The sequence below is a fragment of the Mesorhizobium sp. M1A.F.Ca.ET.072.01.1.1 genome, assembly GCF_004023325.1.
Taxonomy (GTDB): Bacteria; Pseudomonadota; Alphaproteobacteria; order Rhizobiales; family Rhizobiaceae; genus Mesorhizobium.
Genome location: NZ_RZSF01000014.1, coordinates 20569 through 34204, shown reverse-complemented (window position 1 = coordinate 34204; position 13636 = coordinate 20569). Strand labels below are relative to the sequence as shown.

At 60.6% G+C, this 13636-nt stretch carries 15 protein-coding genes; 2 read left to right on the top strand and 13 right to left on the bottom strand.

Going from position 1 to position 13636, the window contains the following annotated elements; translation table 11 throughout:
* Positions 1-80: 80 nt before the first annotated feature.
* Positions 81-809, bottom strand: coding sequence for a Crp/Fnr family transcriptional regulator (locus EOA32_RS04020; protein ID WP_128370950.1), 729 nt, complete (start codon positions 807-809; stop codon positions 81-83).
* A 149-nt stretch (positions 810-958) separates the two neighbouring features.
* Here EOA32_RS04020 and hemN point away from each other — a divergent pair, with 149 nt between their 5' ends.
* Positions 959-2332 carry an oxygen-independent coproporphyrinogen III oxidase gene (gene hemN / locus EOA32_RS04015; protein WP_189406904.1) on the top strand — a complete coding sequence of 458 codons (1374 nt, stop codon included), beginning with the start codon at positions 959-961 and terminating at the stop codon, positions 2330-2332.
* A gap of 22 nt (positions 2333-2354) precedes the next feature.
* Here the strand turns inward: hemN and EOA32_RS04010 are convergent, their stop codons facing one another.
* From EOA32_RS04010 to EOA32_RS03985, 6 genes are all read right to left on the bottom strand, one after another.
* Entirely contained in the window at positions 2355-2786 is a 432-nt protein-coding gene (locus tag EOA32_RS04010) for a potassium channel family protein (RefSeq protein ID WP_128370949.1), read from the bottom strand.
* Between the two features lie 101 nt (positions 2787-2887).
* Positions 2888-3235: a group III truncated hemoglobin gene (locus EOA32_RS04005; protein ID WP_348632186.1), complete on the bottom strand. Its 348-nt coding sequence runs from the start codon at positions 3233-3235 to the stop codon at positions 2888-2890.
* Between the two features lie 119 nt (positions 3236-3354).
* Entirely contained in the window at positions 3355-4137 is a 783-nt protein-coding gene (locus EOA32_RS04000; RefSeq protein WP_245499151.1) for an SUMF1/EgtB/PvdO family nonheme iron enzyme, read from the bottom strand.
* Positions 4138-4286: 149 nt separating this feature from the next.
* Positions 4287-5396, bottom strand: a complete 1110-nt coding sequence (gene nirK / locus EOA32_RS03995) for a copper-containing nitrite reductase (protein ID WP_128370946.1) — start codon at positions 5394-5396, stop codon at positions 4287-4289.
* 268 nt (positions 5397-5664) lie between these two features.
* Positions 5665-6111, bottom strand: a complete 447-nt coding sequence (locus tag EOA32_RS03990) for a pseudoazurin (RefSeq protein ID WP_127239753.1) — start codon at positions 6109-6111, stop codon at positions 5665-5667.
* Positions 6112-6228: 117 nt separating this feature from the next.
* Positions 6229-7428, bottom strand: a complete 1200-nt coding sequence (locus EOA32_RS03985; RefSeq protein WP_128370945.1) for an NnrS family protein — start codon at positions 7426-7428, stop codon at positions 6229-6231.
* Positions 7429-7634: 206 nt separating this feature from the next.
* Between EOA32_RS03985 and EOA32_RS03980 the strand changes: the two genes are divergently transcribed.
* Positions 7635-8339, top strand: a complete 705-nt coding sequence (locus tag EOA32_RS03980; RefSeq protein WP_127239755.1) for a Crp/Fnr family transcriptional regulator — start codon at positions 7635-7637, stop codon at positions 8337-8339.
* A 98-nt stretch (positions 8340-8437) separates the two neighbouring features.
* On the opposite strand, the gene EOA32_RS03975 is transcribed toward EOA32_RS03980, so the two are convergent.
* The 6 genes from EOA32_RS03975 to EOA32_RS03945 form a co-directional block, all read right to left on the bottom strand.
* Positions 8438-8653, bottom strand: coding sequence for a DUF1858 domain-containing protein (locus EOA32_RS03975; RefSeq protein ID WP_128370944.1), 216 nt, complete (start codon positions 8651-8653; stop codon positions 8438-8440).
* 94 nt (positions 8654-8747) lie between these two features.
* Positions 8748-9086 carry a DUF779 domain-containing protein gene (locus EOA32_RS03970; protein ID WP_127239757.1) on the bottom strand — a complete coding sequence of 113 codons (339 nt, stop codon included), beginning with the start codon at positions 9084-9086 and terminating at the stop codon, positions 8748-8750.
* 67 nt (positions 9087-9153) lie between these two features.
* Positions 9154-10671 (bottom strand): aldehyde dehydrogenase, encoded by a 1518-nt coding sequence (adh, locus tag EOA32_RS03965; RefSeq protein ID WP_128370943.1) that lies wholly within the window; start codon positions 10669-10671, stop codon positions 9154-9156.
* A 144-nt stretch (positions 10672-10815) separates the two neighbouring features.
* Entirely contained in the window at positions 10816-11772 is a 957-nt protein-coding gene (locus EOA32_RS03960) for a helix-turn-helix domain-containing protein (RefSeq protein ID WP_127246587.1), read from the bottom strand.
* 288 nt (positions 11773-12060) lie between these two features.
* Complete coding sequence (locus tag EOA32_RS03955; protein WP_127246638.1) at positions 12061-12708, bottom strand: helix-turn-helix domain-containing protein; 648 nt, start codon at positions 12706-12708, stop codon at positions 12061-12063.
* Between the two features lie 316 nt (positions 12709-13024).
* A complete protein-coding gene (locus EOA32_RS03945; RefSeq protein ID WP_128370942.1) occupies positions 13025-13615 on the bottom strand; it encodes an NAD(P)H-dependent oxidoreductase in 591 nt (196 codons plus the stop codon).
* Between the last annotated feature and the right edge of the window lie 21 nt (positions 13616-13636).

Genomic DNA, 13636 nt, shown 5'->3' with positions numbered 1-13636 from the left:
TCGCGTTCGAGCGCGAGCACATCCTTCCGAGGATCGGACTGAGCGACTCTTAGAGCGCTCCGCCAACCGCGCTGGCGCGATCAGTCACCACAGCGTTGTTGCAGGCGGCTGAGGCTGTCCACCGTGACATGGCGGTTGCTCTCGATCCGGATCACATCGTCGGTGCGCAGTCGCGTCAGCTGGCGGCTGACCGTCTCGATGGTGAGTCCGAGAAAATCAGCGATGTCGGCACGCGTCAGCGGCAAGTCGAAGCTGGCCGACCTGGCTGCCGGATCGGACGCCGGGTCTATATTCCTGGCAATCATAAGAAGGAAGCTGGCGACCCTTTCGGACGCTGTCTTGCGCCCCAGCGCTACCATCCAGTCTCGCGCTTCATCGAGCTCGTTCAGAGCCTGCTTGAGCAGGCGGTGTTCGAATCCCGGAGAAACCCTCATCATCCTTTCGATCACCGTCCTTGGAAACGAGCACAGTGATACTTCCGTAGCCGCTTCGGCATTGATTGCACTTTCGGACTTGAACGGTCGCCCCAGGAAATCCGGAGCGAACTGCAGGCCGACGATCTGCTGGCGCCCGTCCGAAAGGCTCTTTGTCAGTTTGACAACCCCGGAGAGGACGTTCGAATAGCGTTCTACGACTTCGGCATCGCCCATCAGCTCAGCACCCGGTGACACGCCGTGCCTTGAGGATGTCTTGGATAGCTCAACCAGCTGATCGGGTTCGAGCGCACCGCATAAACCACGGTGCCGCGCTTCACAGGACTGGCAAAGCACAGGGATACCGGCACTATGGATGTCCTGTCGAACGTTCATCGCATCTGAAGCCAAAACAAAGTGGGGCCGAGCCCAACAAGGTTGGCAGGGTATCACCTTTGCATTGTGGGATTGTTGCGTCCTTTTGTCCTTTGGTCCGCATTGATTGAAATCAAGTCTTCAACAGACGAGCGCGGCTAGGTTGCGGCATGCAACAGAAAACGGCGAACGATATCCGCATGGCCTTGGCCAACAGCTCGGCCGAGAACGTGCCGCGGTATACGAGCTATCCGACGGCGCCACACTTTCACCCTGGCGTCGACCCAGTCGTCGTTCGGGGCTGGCTGGATGGGCTGGAAGGCGATGACGAGATATCGCTGTATCTGCACATCCCCTACTGCGACAGGCTGTGCTGGTTCTGCGCCTGCCATACCAAGCAGACACGGCACTATGCGCCGGTGGCCACCTTCCTGCGCTCGCTGCACAGGGAAATCGAAACCGTCGGTGGCCTTGTCAGTGGCCGGGGCAGGGTGCGCGCCGTTCATTTCGGCGGCGGCTCCCCGACGATGCTGAAACCGGACGACATCCTGATGCTCGGAAGAGCGTTGCGGGATCGGTTCGACTTTCTCGATGACGCCAGTTTCAGCGTCGAGATCGACCCGAGCGACATGGACGAGGGACGGCTCGATGCTTTCGCCGCGATCGGCATGACGCGGGCGAGCCTCGGCGTCCAGGACTTTGATCTCAAAGTACAGAAGGCGATCAATCGCGAGCAGAGTTTTGCGCTGACCAAAAGCATTGTTGATGCTGTGCGGGCGCGGGGCGTCAGATCCGTCAACCTAGACCTGCTCTACGGTTTGCCGCATCAGACCTGCGAGAGCGTCGCCGCGACAGTCACCCAGGCGCTGACGTTGGTGCCGGACCGGCTTGCCCTATTCGGCTACGCGCATGTGCCATGGTTCAAGAAGCATCAGACGATGATCGATGAGGCCTGGCTGCCCGATTCAGCCGCACGTCTGGCGCAGTCGCAGCTTGCCGCACGAATGATCGTCGATGCCGGCTACGAGGCGCTGGGACTGGATCATTTCGCAAAGCCGCATGATGCGCTGGCGGTTGCCGCGCGCGGCGGCAGGATCCACCGCAATTTCCAGGGTTATACCGAGGACCCGTGTGAAACCCTGATCGGTCTTGGGCCCTCCGCGATCAGCCGGTTCCGCCAGGGTTATGCCCAGAACATTGTTGCAACTGGTGAATACGAAAAGGCTGTCGATGCCGGACAACTGGCGACGGTGCGCGGCATTGAGCTTAGTGTGGATGATCAGGCGAGGGCCTGGCTCATCGAGCGTCTGATGTGCAACTTCACTTTCTCAGCGATAGAACTTGTCGAACGCTTCGGGAATATCGGCCAAAGGCTGCTCTGCGAGGCGAGCCGATTGGCCATCAGCGGAGCAGGCCAGCTTCTTCGGCTCGACGGTGAATACTTCATCGTGCCGGAAGAAAGCCGTCCGCTGGTCAGGACGGTGGCGGCGAAATTCGACAAGTATTTCAGAAACGGAACCGGCAGGCACTCGTTGGCGGTCTGAGCGCAAAGCTGGGCCTAGCACTTCAAAAGTGCTCGCCCGCCTTGAACGGACCGATACGGGTCCCGGCCGCAATCAGATAGGCTGTCGACCAGCCGATCAGCAGAAACCCGTTCACGCCCTCCAGAGCAGCCAGGACACGCCAACCGTGGGCGGGCACGACGTCGCCATAGCCGACCGTGGAAAAGGTTATGGTGGAGAAGTAGAGCGCAGTCTCAAAGTCCGGGAGGACGCCGAGTAGTATGTACATTCCGGCCCAGAGCCAAACTTCCGCTGTCATGACAGTGAAAAGCCCCATCACGACGCTGATCATGGCGAGGACGCGGCTGCGGCGGCCGTGCATGCGAAAATGCGCCACGAGGTGCGCCATCACGTGAGTGATCGCGATCAGGCCGAAGGTGTGTATCAGGACCGTCAGGCTGATGACGCTCGTGCCGACGCAGAGATTGAGGATCATTCGAACAAGCTATGACCCCTGACGGGCTTAGTCTTTGCGTAAAATCAAGTCGGGATCAGCCAAGGTTCCAGGACAATCAACCAGCCGGCCCGACTATTGGCCTACCTGCACGCTGCCGCCCGATCCAGGCGAAAGAACATGGCGAGCTTCAGGCTCGCTGCTATTCGCTCCGCCCGCTCGATGAACACCGCCGCGGTTTCGGGCTCGAACTGGTCCGATGCCGTCGCCCGGAAGAGAGCCAACCAGGTGTCGAAGTCGGCTTCGGTGACATCCTCCAGTTTCAGGTGAGCCGGCACCGGACGTCCATGATAGTCGCCGCTCTTCAACATGACGGAGCACCAGAAATTGGTCATCTTCTCGAGGTGAGGTCCCCAGTCGCCAGTGATCTCCCGGGTGAAGATGGGTCCGAGCTGCTCGTCCTCTCTCACTCTGACATAGAATTTGCGCACCAGTGCTCCTATCGAAGCACGATCCACACCGGGGCGCATCAGAGGCTGTTCGGTGACAGGGCGAATCCTGTCAGTCAAAATTGACTTCGATGTCATTCATATTCCTTGTCAGCAGGCAGTCAGGTCAGGCCAAGGCGACGAACCACGGCCCTCAGGAAGCCATCGCGGTCGCGGACAAGCCGGAAGCCCAGATTGTCTGGTGGTGTGCCGACCGCGCAGCCGCCGCTTTTGCCATCGCGGATGAAGTTCGACATGTAGGTGCGGTGGAAACCTTCCACAACATGCACACCGCAATTGGTGACCACACTGGCTACGACCTCGCCGGACACACGCGCGTGTGTGTAGCAGGTCGATGTCCGCTCCCAGACATTGCCGGCAATATCGGCAATGCCCTTTGAATTGAGGCCAAAGGATCCGCTTTGCCGCGGTTCAGGATCCGGTTTGCGATCGAGCGCGGCCTCATTGCGATAGCGGGTGAGCCATCGCCTTGCCGGATTGGCCGGGTCGCCTTCACCGCCTTCTATATCTGCCCGAAATCGCTCCGCCGCCGCGTAGGCCCATTCCACGTCAGTCGGCAGCCGCCACACTTCGCCCGTCTTTGCCGACAACCAGTTCGCATAGGCCTGCGCATCGAGAAAGCTGATCCCAGTTGCTGGAACGTTGTCGGCAAGATTTGACTCAGCAGGCCTGCAGGCGCCCTCCGAAACGCAACGGTCGTAGTCCGTTGCGCTCACCTGGAACTTCATGATTTCCACCGGCGCCTCGATAGTTTCGGTCAAGGCGGGCGCAGGGGCAGGATGGTTGTCCTTGAGGAATTCGCCTGGCTGCGGATGCTTGAATGAACCGGGTGCCAGAGCCACGAGCTCGCGTGGTGAAGCCGCAATCGCCGCGCGCGACGACATGCCATCGAGCGCTTGGCTGACCCCCAGGCCGATGACGGCGGCAGCCCCGATAACACCGAATGTGAAGAGAGGATCGAAGGACATGCTGCACCCCCCGGGGAGCAGCGCAATCCGCCAGAAGCGGGCTGCGCTGCGATTCCGCTCTGCTCTTAGGAGGCAATTGCCCTGGGAGCTTCGACCTGTTTCATCAGATCGTCGTTCCAGCTTCCTTCAACCATGAAATGCGCGGTCGCGCCGAGCTCGACTGCCTCGATCAGGTTGTGATTGACGTAGGCGTAGACGCCCGGCTGCAGGAAGGTGTAGAGCGCGGCACCCGCCGACCCGCCGCGGATAAACCAGGTTTCCATGTCCCTGGCAGGCGGGTTGGCGAACTTGCCGCCTTCCCAGACAAAGTCGCCATGACCGCCGATCAAGTGCGGACGTGTGTCGCGGTTGGCTTGCGAGTGGACGATGAGAACAGTTTCGCCGACCTTCGCCTTCATGGCGTTTTCGCCTGTCAGCGATCCCGCCTTGCCGTTGAACACGACATGTGTCGGTATGAGGCCGCGCATGACCTTCATCGTCTCGTCGTAACCATCACCGGCCGAATCGTACTTCTTGAACTTTCCCTGCTCGTCGCGTGGGATGTAGAAATCGTTTTCACCGATATAGTAGATGCGATCATAGCGGACCGGCTTGCCCTTATCGTCCATCAGCCCGTCGCGCGGCAGGACCATCACCGCTCCGCTCATTCCCGACACAACGTGCCAGGGTATCATCGCTCCGCCGGGCGCGCAGTGATAGACGAAGGTTCCCGTCCGCGTCGCCTTGAAGCGTAAAGTGACCTGCTCGCCCGGGTTGATCAGCGTCAGTTCGCCGCCGCCGAGCGCGCCGGTTGCCGCATGGAAGTCGATGTTGTGGGCGAGACTGTTGGTATCGGGGTTGACCAGCGTGAGCTCGAGGTAATCGCCCTCGTGCACGACCATGAGAGGCCCCGGAATGGAGCCGTTATAGGTCATGGCGTTGAGCTGCGTGCCGTCGGCGTCGATGACCATCGGCTTCTCTTCGATGGTCATGGTGAACTCGACGACCTTTGGGCCGCCCTTGGCGGCCTGATCGTGAGCGTGCACCAAGGGCGGCGCGACCAGCGTCACCTTTTCGCGAGGCAGTCCGGCCACATCCTGTGCCTTGGCCGCTGCCATGGACGGCACCGCTCCGGCAGCTGCGACGGCGGTCGCAGCAAGAACAGAACCCAACAAAGCTTCGCGTCTCGTAAGCATCTCAGTCTCCCTTTGGTTTCGACCTTTCGATGCCAGCAAGATAGCAGTTGGGACGACGACTTCTTTGCGCTGGCGCAAATCTGATGGTTTTGTGGAAACTGCTTTGAGAAACTTCCTAATGCGAGACTCTCACGGACAGCGGGATTGTTTCGGCAGACCGGCGTAAAGCGCGGCCGGCACAAAAAAGGCCGGACAGATCTCTCCTCGGGATCTGCCCGGCCTATGCCTCCGGCCCGCCATTGCCGAAGGCAATCTCTGAAGAATCAAGTCAGTTGGAAGCGACCTTGCTCGCTTCAGCGAACAGTTCAGCAAAAACTGTCTTGGCTTTGCCAACCTGCTTGATGGCCTCCGCCGCCGAAAGGTTCACCGGCTTGCCGACGACAACCAGCGCTACCATGCCCATACCGTAGTGCGGGGCACATTTCACGCCGTAGACGCCTTCCTGGGTGAGGGTCACGGTTACTTCGTCATTCGGCTTGCCTTTAAAGGGCTGGGCGCCGTCCGGAATCATGTCCTTGATGCTTTCGGCATTGTGGGATTTGTCGGTCGGAACGAATTTGATCGTGTCGCCGGGTGCGGCGCGGACAAAAGCAGGCTGGAAGACCATTGAGCCCTTCTCACCCTTATTCAGCATCTGGACGACATGTTCTTCGGCATTTGCGGTGCCAGCGATGGAGAGCAACGCGATCGCCGCAGCGATAAGGGGCAGTTTCATTGGAGAGTCCTTTCTTTCGTTCACCACGGCTTCAACCGCTGCATCCTTCTAGTTCGTCAGGTGTCCTGGTGATTTGCGCTGGCTCAAATTGCTCGACGAAAAATCGCCGCACGCCATTCAAGAAGCACTCTTCCGGCGCGCGTTGAGGCGCGGTCGCACGAGCATGCCTCCAAACTGGACGGTGTAGCCGACGAAAGCGGCCACCCAGAGCGCTGCTGAGATATGAAGGAATACTGCGTAGGATGGCACAACACCTGCGATGATGCGCAGGATGGCAGCAAGAACGATGGCCATGAAAATCGCGCATGTCCCCCGGCTTGACCGCAATTCGCGTCCAGTGTGGCCAAAGGTGGCGCGGGTCATGACTGCAAGCGTCATGCCGGCGACCGCTCCAACCGCCAACGCATGAATGCCGGCAATCTCAGGTATCGTCTCGGGAACGAAAACGGCCAGTCCGGCAAGCAATAGCCCGATCGGCACAAAGGCGAACGCGACGTGCAGGATCAGAAGCAGAGGGTCGGACAGCGTCCGGTAACCCGCCCAGCGGGCCATCCTAACGGCATTTGCCAGCGCTCCGGCAACCAGCAAAAAGCCGGTTGCAATGCTATTGGGAAAAAATGTCCAGGCGACCAGCCCGACAGCGGACAGCGCGATCGTTCCGACATCGAATCCGCCGAATGGTGTGGGAACCCGACCGGGGTTCTCGCGGACCAGCCAATTGCGGGTGAAACTGGGGATTATGCGCCCGCCGATGATCATGATGAGGAGCGCAACGGCTCCAAGACCCAGGCGGCGGCTGATGTCGGAGATGCCCTGATAGTGCGCTTCGGCATGAAACATGACGTTTGCGGCAAAAAGGATGGCGACCGGTAGGAGCACCTTGAGATTCCGCCAATTTCGCCCGGCAACGATTTCGGTCGCGGCCGCGGCTACCACCGCCAAAAGAAAGGAGCAGTCTATGACGGCGCCCGGCAGCCACCCGAGCTCCGCCGAAAAGGACACGGCGATCCTGCCCGCGATCCAGAGCAGCACGAGCACCAGCAGACGAAGATCCTGAACGGGAAGTCGTCCCGTCCAGTTCGGAATTGCAGTCAGCAGGAAGCCCGTCACGACGGCAGACAAGTAGCCGAAGAGCAATTCGTGAATGTGCCAATCAACAGGCGCAAACGCGCTGAAGGTTTCGAGCTGGCCGTAGTAGAGGGGCAACCAAAAAAGCATCGCGGTAGCGGCTTGCAGCGAGCCCAGCAGGAAGAAGGGCCGAAACCCGTAGGAGAAGATTGCCGGATATGTGCTTGGCCGCGTACGCTGAATTGCCATGATGTGCCTCTTTGAAAACCAGGCGGCGAGCCTGTCCGGCTTGTCTATCGAGGCCTGAAGGATGGAATTTGCGGCAGCGCAAACAAGAGAGCGAATTGCCGTCTCCGGCGACAGAAGGCTCCACTTGTCGATGGGCCGTCGTCCATGACAAAAGTCTGGTCAGGAGCCTGAGCGCGTTGCATTGTTGAAAGCTGGGAGAACGGCAGTTGGCAAGCCTTGATCGATCGCTGATTGCCGGACTGTCTGTGTTCGAGGGGATCGCCGCCGCTGACCTGGATCGCATTGTCGGACAGGCCAGATCCATGCGGATCGCCAGGGACCAACCGGTTTTCGAGCAGGAGCAAGAGGCTCATTCCTTCTTCCTGCTGCTCGACGGTCATGTGCGCGTGGTGAAATCGACCCCGGACGGGCATGAAGTCACCGTGCGATATATCAGCCCGGGCGAATTGATGGGGATCGCCAGCGCGTTGGGCCGGACGACCTACCCGGCAAATGCCATCGCGGCCGTCGATTGTGTTGTGCTTGCCTGGCCAAGCCAGCTCTGGCCCACATTCGCGACGAGCTTTCCAAGTTTCAGCGCCAGTACCTACAAAACGGTGGGAACAAGATTGCAGGATGCCCACACGCGCGTCATCGAAATGTCAACCGAGCAGGTGGAGCAGCGCGTCGCGCATGCGTTGCTCAAGCTGATCAAGCAGTCGGGGAAAAAGACCGATGAAGGGCTGATGATCGATTTCCCGCTTTCACGCCAGGATATCGCGGAAATGACTGGGACCACGCTTCACACGGTAAGCCGGCTGCTCTCGGCCTGGGAAGATCAGGGCCTGGTCAAGAGCGGCCGTCAGAGGGTCATCGTGATCGAGCCGCATCGGCTCCTCGTCATCGCCGAGGGTCGTGCGGCAAGGAGCTAATGCGCGCGTCGCGCTGAAGCGGATTGAGCGAGGCGCTTAGGTTCTGTTTTTATGCAGGTCGTTCTCGCAAGACGGCCGCACACTTTTGTGCGACATGCTCAGTCCACTCGCCGGGCGTCGATGGCCACCTCCAGATCGCGGCGGAGCTGGTCCTCGTCAAGCTCATGTTCACGTGCCGCATCGGAAACCGTGTGAAAAGGAGCAATTGGGCAGCCGACGCACAGCATGCCATGTTGAAGAACGACGCGGATTGCCGCAGGCGTCTCGCGCATGATCCCGTCCATCGTCGCATCGTCGTCCAGTTTCCGTTTCATGCCGCTTCTCCACCTCGGAGGCGGCATGTTGCATCCAATTCCCGGGATGCTCGTTGCGCTGAGACAAAGAGCGCGCAGTTCGATGTTGTCCCCTTCACATTCGAGCAGTGCAGATCGTGGAGCGTGTCAGGAACCGCTTCTCGCGTCCGTTGTCGAGCGAGAACATGCCGCCGCGGCCAGGCACCACATCGATAATGAGATCGGTATGCTTCCAGGCCTCGAATTGCGGTGCCCCGATATAGAACGGCATCTCGGCGATATAACCGAGCAGCACATCCTGCTCGCTGACAATGAACCCGTCGCGCGGGTAGCACATGGGCGACGAGCCGTCGCAGCAGCCGCCGGATTGATGGAACAGCACCGGACCATGCTCGGCAACGATTTCGGCGACAAGCTCGAGGGCAGCCGGCGTTGCAGTGACCTTCGCTTGCATGGGCTTTCCCCACCCTTCACTCATAGGCGCGGCTCTCTAAAGCCGCGCCTATGAACCAGATAGGCGATCAGAAGAAGCCGAGCTTCTTCGGGCTATAGCTGACCAGCATGTTCTTGGTCTGCTGGTAGTGGTCGAGCATCATCTTGTGCGTCTCACGGCCGATGCCGGACTGCTTGTAGCCACCGAAAGCGGCGTGTGCCGGATAGGCGTGGTAGCAGTTGGTCCAGACGCGGCCGGCCTGGATCGCGCGGCCGAAGCGGTAGGCACGATTGCCATCGCGTGTCCAGATGCCGGCGCCGAGACCGTAGAGCGTGTCGTTTGCAATGCCGAGCGCGTCGCCATCGTCCTTGAAGGTCGTGACCGAAACCACCGGTCCGAAGATCTCTTCCTGGAAAATGCGCATCTTGTTGTGGCCCTTGAACACCGTCGGCTTGACGTAGTAGCCACCCGCCAGATCACCAGGCAGGTGGTTTTGCTCGCCGCCGGTCAGCACTTCCGCTCCTTCCTGCCGGCCGATGTCGAAGTAAGACAGGATCTTCTCCAGTTGCTCGCTCGATGCCTGCGCGCCGATCATCGTTGCCGGATCGAGCGGGTCTCCCTGCACGATCGCCTCGACGCGCTTGAGGGCACGTTCCATGAAGGTGTCGTAGATCGATTCATGGATGAGCGCGCGGCTCGGGCAGGTGCAGACCTCGCCCTGATTCAGCGCGAACATGACGAAACCCTCGATCGCCTTGTCGAAGAAGTCGTCGTCTTCGGCGACAACGTCCTTGAAGAAGATGTTGGGCGACTTGCCGCCGAGTTCCAGCGTGACAGGGATCAAATTCTGGCTGGCATACTGCATGATCAGCCGGCCCGTCGTGGTTTCGCCGGTAAAGGCGATCTTGGCAATGCGCGGCGAGGAGGCGAGGGGCTTGCCGGCTTCGAGGCCAAAACCGTTGACGATGTTGAGCACGCCTGGCGGCAAAAGATCGCCGACAAGATCGGCCCAGAGCAAGATGGCAGCCGGCGTCTGCTCGGCCGGCTTCAGCACCACGCAGTTTCCGGCCGCAAGCGCGGGAGCAAGCTTCCAACACGCCATCAGGAGCGGGAAGTTCCACGGGATGATCTGGCCAACAACGCCGAGCGGCTCATGGAAATGATAGGCGACTGTATCGTCGTCGATCTGGGAAAGGCTGCCTTCCTGGCCACGCAACGCGCCAGCGAAATAGCGAAAATGGTCGATGGCCAGAGGCAGATCGGCGGCGGTCGTTTCGCGGATCGGCTTGCCGTTGTCCCAGGTTTCGGCGCGGGCAAGGAGATCGAGATTTTCTTCCATGCGGTCGGCGATGCGGTTGAGGATGAGCGACCGCTCGGCCACGCTGGTGCGCGCCCAGGAGTCCTTCGCAGCATGTGCCGCGTCCAGGGCTGCCTCGATGTCGTGGGCATCCGAACGCGCCACTTCGCATAGCAGCTGGCCGTTCACCGGCGAGCGGTTCTCGAAGTAGCGGCCGGAGCATGGCTCGGTCCATTTGCCGCGGATGAAGTTGCCGTAACGTTTGTCGAAGGGCGCCTTGATCGAGCGTGAGAATTCAACCTTGTTCATGTGTCTTCCTCCCAAAGCGCGTCGCGGGATGCGACGCTTCGGAAGATAGGTTTGCGATTTCCGTCGCTTTTGTCACCGCGTCGAATGCAGCGGGCGGCCGCGAGGTGTCGCAGAATTGCGACAGTCGTGAGTGGTTTCGAAGGATCAATGAGGCCTGTGAACATCCAGGCGGTTGAGCTTGCGGTGCAGCGTGGCACGGCTGATGCCAAGCGCTTGGGCAGCGGCCGAGACATTTCCGTCCGCCCGCGCCAGCGCCCGCTGCAGAACGCTGCGCTCCGCCTCGGCGAGGACTTCAGGACGGTTCTCCGCCCAACCGAGCAGATCGCGCGCAGGCATCGGCTTGTCGAGACATTGTTGCGTAAGTCCAAGCGCCAGGCGAGCCGAACGGGTGGCGCCGACAACGAGGTCGTCGGCGTCGACGGCGATCAGCGCTCCGGAACCTTTGTCGCCGACTGGCGCCAGCAGAATTCGCGCCTTGGGGAACGCAATCTTGAAATTCTCCGCTTCGATCCGGCGCGCCGCGTCGACCACGGCCACCGAAATCAGATTGGCGAAGGCTTCCGTCAGATCGGCTCGACAGGAAGACACGTCAAGCGCAGCCACAAGATCACCCAGGTGATCGTAAATCGGCGCGGTGGTACAGCTCAAACCTGTGTTGCGCGTGTGGAAATGCTGATCGCGATGGATGGTCAGCACCCGCTGTTCGACCAGACAAGTGCCGATCCCGTTGGTGCCTTGGCTCTCTTCGTTCCAGACAGAACCGGTCCACAAACCCCAGGAATGAAAAGTCTCGTCATCCGCCGGAGCGCCACGCCGTTCGACCGGAACGCCCTCGCGGTCAGCCAGGAGCACGCAGCATCCGACGCCACCCACAGCAAGATAGAGCCGGTCGAGACTGGGCTGGGCAGCCCGGATGAGCGGTTCGACCCGTTGGCGAGCGCGTCCCAGTTCCAGCTCAGTCAGGTAACGAGCCGGGCTGCGGTCAGCTGGATCGAGCCGATGCAAATTGGAAGATCGTCGCCAGGAGGCGACCAGCGCGGACGTTGCCGCCGCGTCCGAGGCGATCGCGGCCTGAATTCTGTCCGCATGCTGACCGGTCAAGTCCTCGTCCTCCCAGAGTTTGCCCCGCCTCTCGACTTTCTCAACCGGTCCGGTTGAGGGCTGCGCCGTCTGGATGCAATTTCTGATGCAATCAGCGCCCCAGTCAATCCGACAGAAGGAGCAGGCAAACGCGAGATGGTCGTTTATTGCCCTGCGAGGCCGCTGCATGGCCGGGCGTTATCGAGACGGTTTCAACCGGACCGGCCGGGAAGTGGTCGACACCCAGAGTTCGCAACTCGCTTTCATTGTCGTCCAGAGTAATGCGCGGGGGCGACTGGCCGCATGGCATCATTCCCCCATCGCAAGCAGCGTATCCCACTTGAGGATTTCGACGCTGCGCAGGCTGAGCAGCCGGATCACGCCTTTCTCCTTCAGGCGGGTGAAGACGCGCGAGACGGTTTCGATCGTGAGGCCGAGATAGTCGCCGATATCGACCCGCGACATCGGCAATTCGACCTGCCTGAGCCCGCCCTGGCGCTCCGACATCTCGACCAGGAATGCAGCAACGCGCTCGATTGCGTTCTGGCGGCCGAGCACGAGAAGGTGCTCTTGCGCGCGGGTAAGGCTCTTGAGAGCCAGGGGCAGGAGCTGGCGGGACATGTCCGTTCCCGCAGAGGCGTGAAAGACCCGCACGCCGGTTGCGTTGATCGCTTCGGCGAAGAAGTGGTGCGTGGCGTCGGCTTCGAAGCCGAAAGTCTCTCCTGCCAGATGGAATGCGCTGATCTGTCTGCGGCCGTCGGCGAGCAGACGATAAACACGGACCGCACCGAATTCGACGTGGTAGAGCGCCCCCGCCTTTTCGCCTTGAGCGTAAATCTCGCTGCCTGCCGGGAAGAAGCTGACCGGCTGCATTGTTGCGCCCTCAAAGACGGGTGCCGGGCTCTGATGGGGAACATATGACGAGAGTTCGATCTTGGCGGAAGCTTGAGCGTACATGGCTGTGGTCCCGTGAATTTGTGACAACAGCAATCGCGCAGATCCGGCCACGCCGAAATTCGGTTTTGTCCCTACGGGAAACTACTTAGAACTGAGTTCGAAGCACCCGTCGATCCAGGCAGTCGATGCCCTACCGATTTCTCTGGGAAAAAAGAGAATTGGTGGCAGTGCCAATCTTACTCGCCGTGACGCGGTGAGACAGGTGCGCACGCGCACAAAGGTCTATACGCTTGAGCAGGCCAATAAGGCGCTGGACGATTTGCGGATGGGCAGGTTGAAGGGCGCCGCTGTCCTGCGGCCATGATCGGCCGTCTGACTAGGCCGCGCGTTCGCCAAGCCGTTGCATCTGCTTGAGCCAGCTCGCCCGTTTCGTTTCGCTGGCGTTCGCGACCATGCCGAACAAGGTCTCGCGCACCGGCCTTATACCGACGAAGTTGAGGATGCCGCGCCGCATGCCAGCAATCCCGTGGCTCAGGAACCAGATCCGGTAGATCGGCGTGGGCATGCCCATCGTCACGACCAGGCGCGCGGAGCGGCCGCGCAGCAAGGATTTTGCGAAACCCTCATCCTTTTCCGGGTAGGCGAACGCCGTGCCCGGCCGCATGATTTGCTCCAGGAATGCCTTGAGCATGGCCGGCATGGTGCCCAGCCAAAGCGGGAAGACAAAGACGACATGCTCTGCCCACGCGACCGCCTCGGCCGGTTCCTTAAGGTTGTCTGGGAGGGTTCCGTGCTCGAACTCCTGCATTGTCCGAAGCATCGGAAACGCCAGCAAAGCCAGGTCGATCTTGCGCACGGCATGGCCGGCTCCTTCCGCGCCTTCGGCGTATGCCGAAGCCAAGGCCCGGCAGAGCCGGTCAGGCGACGGGTCCGGATGGCCGATGACAATGAGTATGCGGCGTGGCATGGCCTGGCCAGCTTCCCAGAG

What these genes read in the sequence shown, in the direction of transcription:
- EOA32_RS04020 (WP_128370950.1), bottom strand. Translation starts at nt 809, where the DNA reads ATGAACGTTCGACAGGACATCCATAGTGCCGGTATCCCTGTGCTTTGC.
- hemN (WP_189406904.1), top strand. Translation starts at nt 959, where the DNA reads ATGCAACAGAAAACGGCGAACGATATCCGCATGGCCTTGGCCAACAGC.
- EOA32_RS04010 (WP_128370949.1), bottom strand. Translation starts at nt 2,786, where the DNA reads ATGATCCTCAATCTCTGCGTCGGCACGAGCGTCATCAGCCTGACGGTC.
- EOA32_RS04000 (WP_245499151.1), bottom strand. Translation starts at nt 4,137, where the DNA reads ATGTCGTCGCGCGCGGCGATTGCGGCTTCACCACGCGAGCTCGTGGCT.
- nirK (WP_128370946.1), bottom strand. Translation starts at nt 5,396, where the DNA reads ATGCTTACGAGACGCGAAGCTTTGTTGGGTTCTGTTCTTGCTGCGACC.
- EOA32_RS03990 (WP_127239753.1), bottom strand. Translation starts at nt 6,111, where the DNA reads ATGAAACTGCCCCTTATCGCTGCGGCGATCGCGTTGCTCTCCATCGCT.
- EOA32_RS03985 (WP_128370945.1), bottom strand. Translation starts at nt 7,428, where the DNA reads ATGGCAATTCAGCGTACGCGGCCAAGCACATATCCGGCAATCTTCTCC.
- EOA32_RS03975 (WP_128370944.1), bottom strand. Translation starts at nt 8,653, where the DNA reads ATGAAACGGAAACTGGACGACGATGCGACGATGGACGGGATCATGCGC.
- EOA32_RS03970 (WP_127239757.1), bottom strand. Translation starts at nt 9,086, where the DNA reads ATGCAAGCGAAGGTCACTGCAACGCCGGCTGCCCTCGAGCTTGTCGCC.
- adh (WP_128370943.1), bottom strand. Translation starts at nt 10,671, where the DNA reads ATGAACAAGGTTGAATTCTCACGCTCGATCAAGGCGCCCTTCGACAAA.
- EOA32_RS03955 (WP_127246638.1), bottom strand. Translation starts at nt 12,708, where the DNA reads ATGTACGCTCAAGCTTCCGCCAAGATCGAACTCTCGTCATATGTTCCC.
- EOA32_RS03945 (WP_128370942.1), bottom strand. Translation starts at nt 13,615, where the DNA reads ATGCCACGCCGCATACTCATTGTCATCGGCCATCCGGACCCGTCGCCT.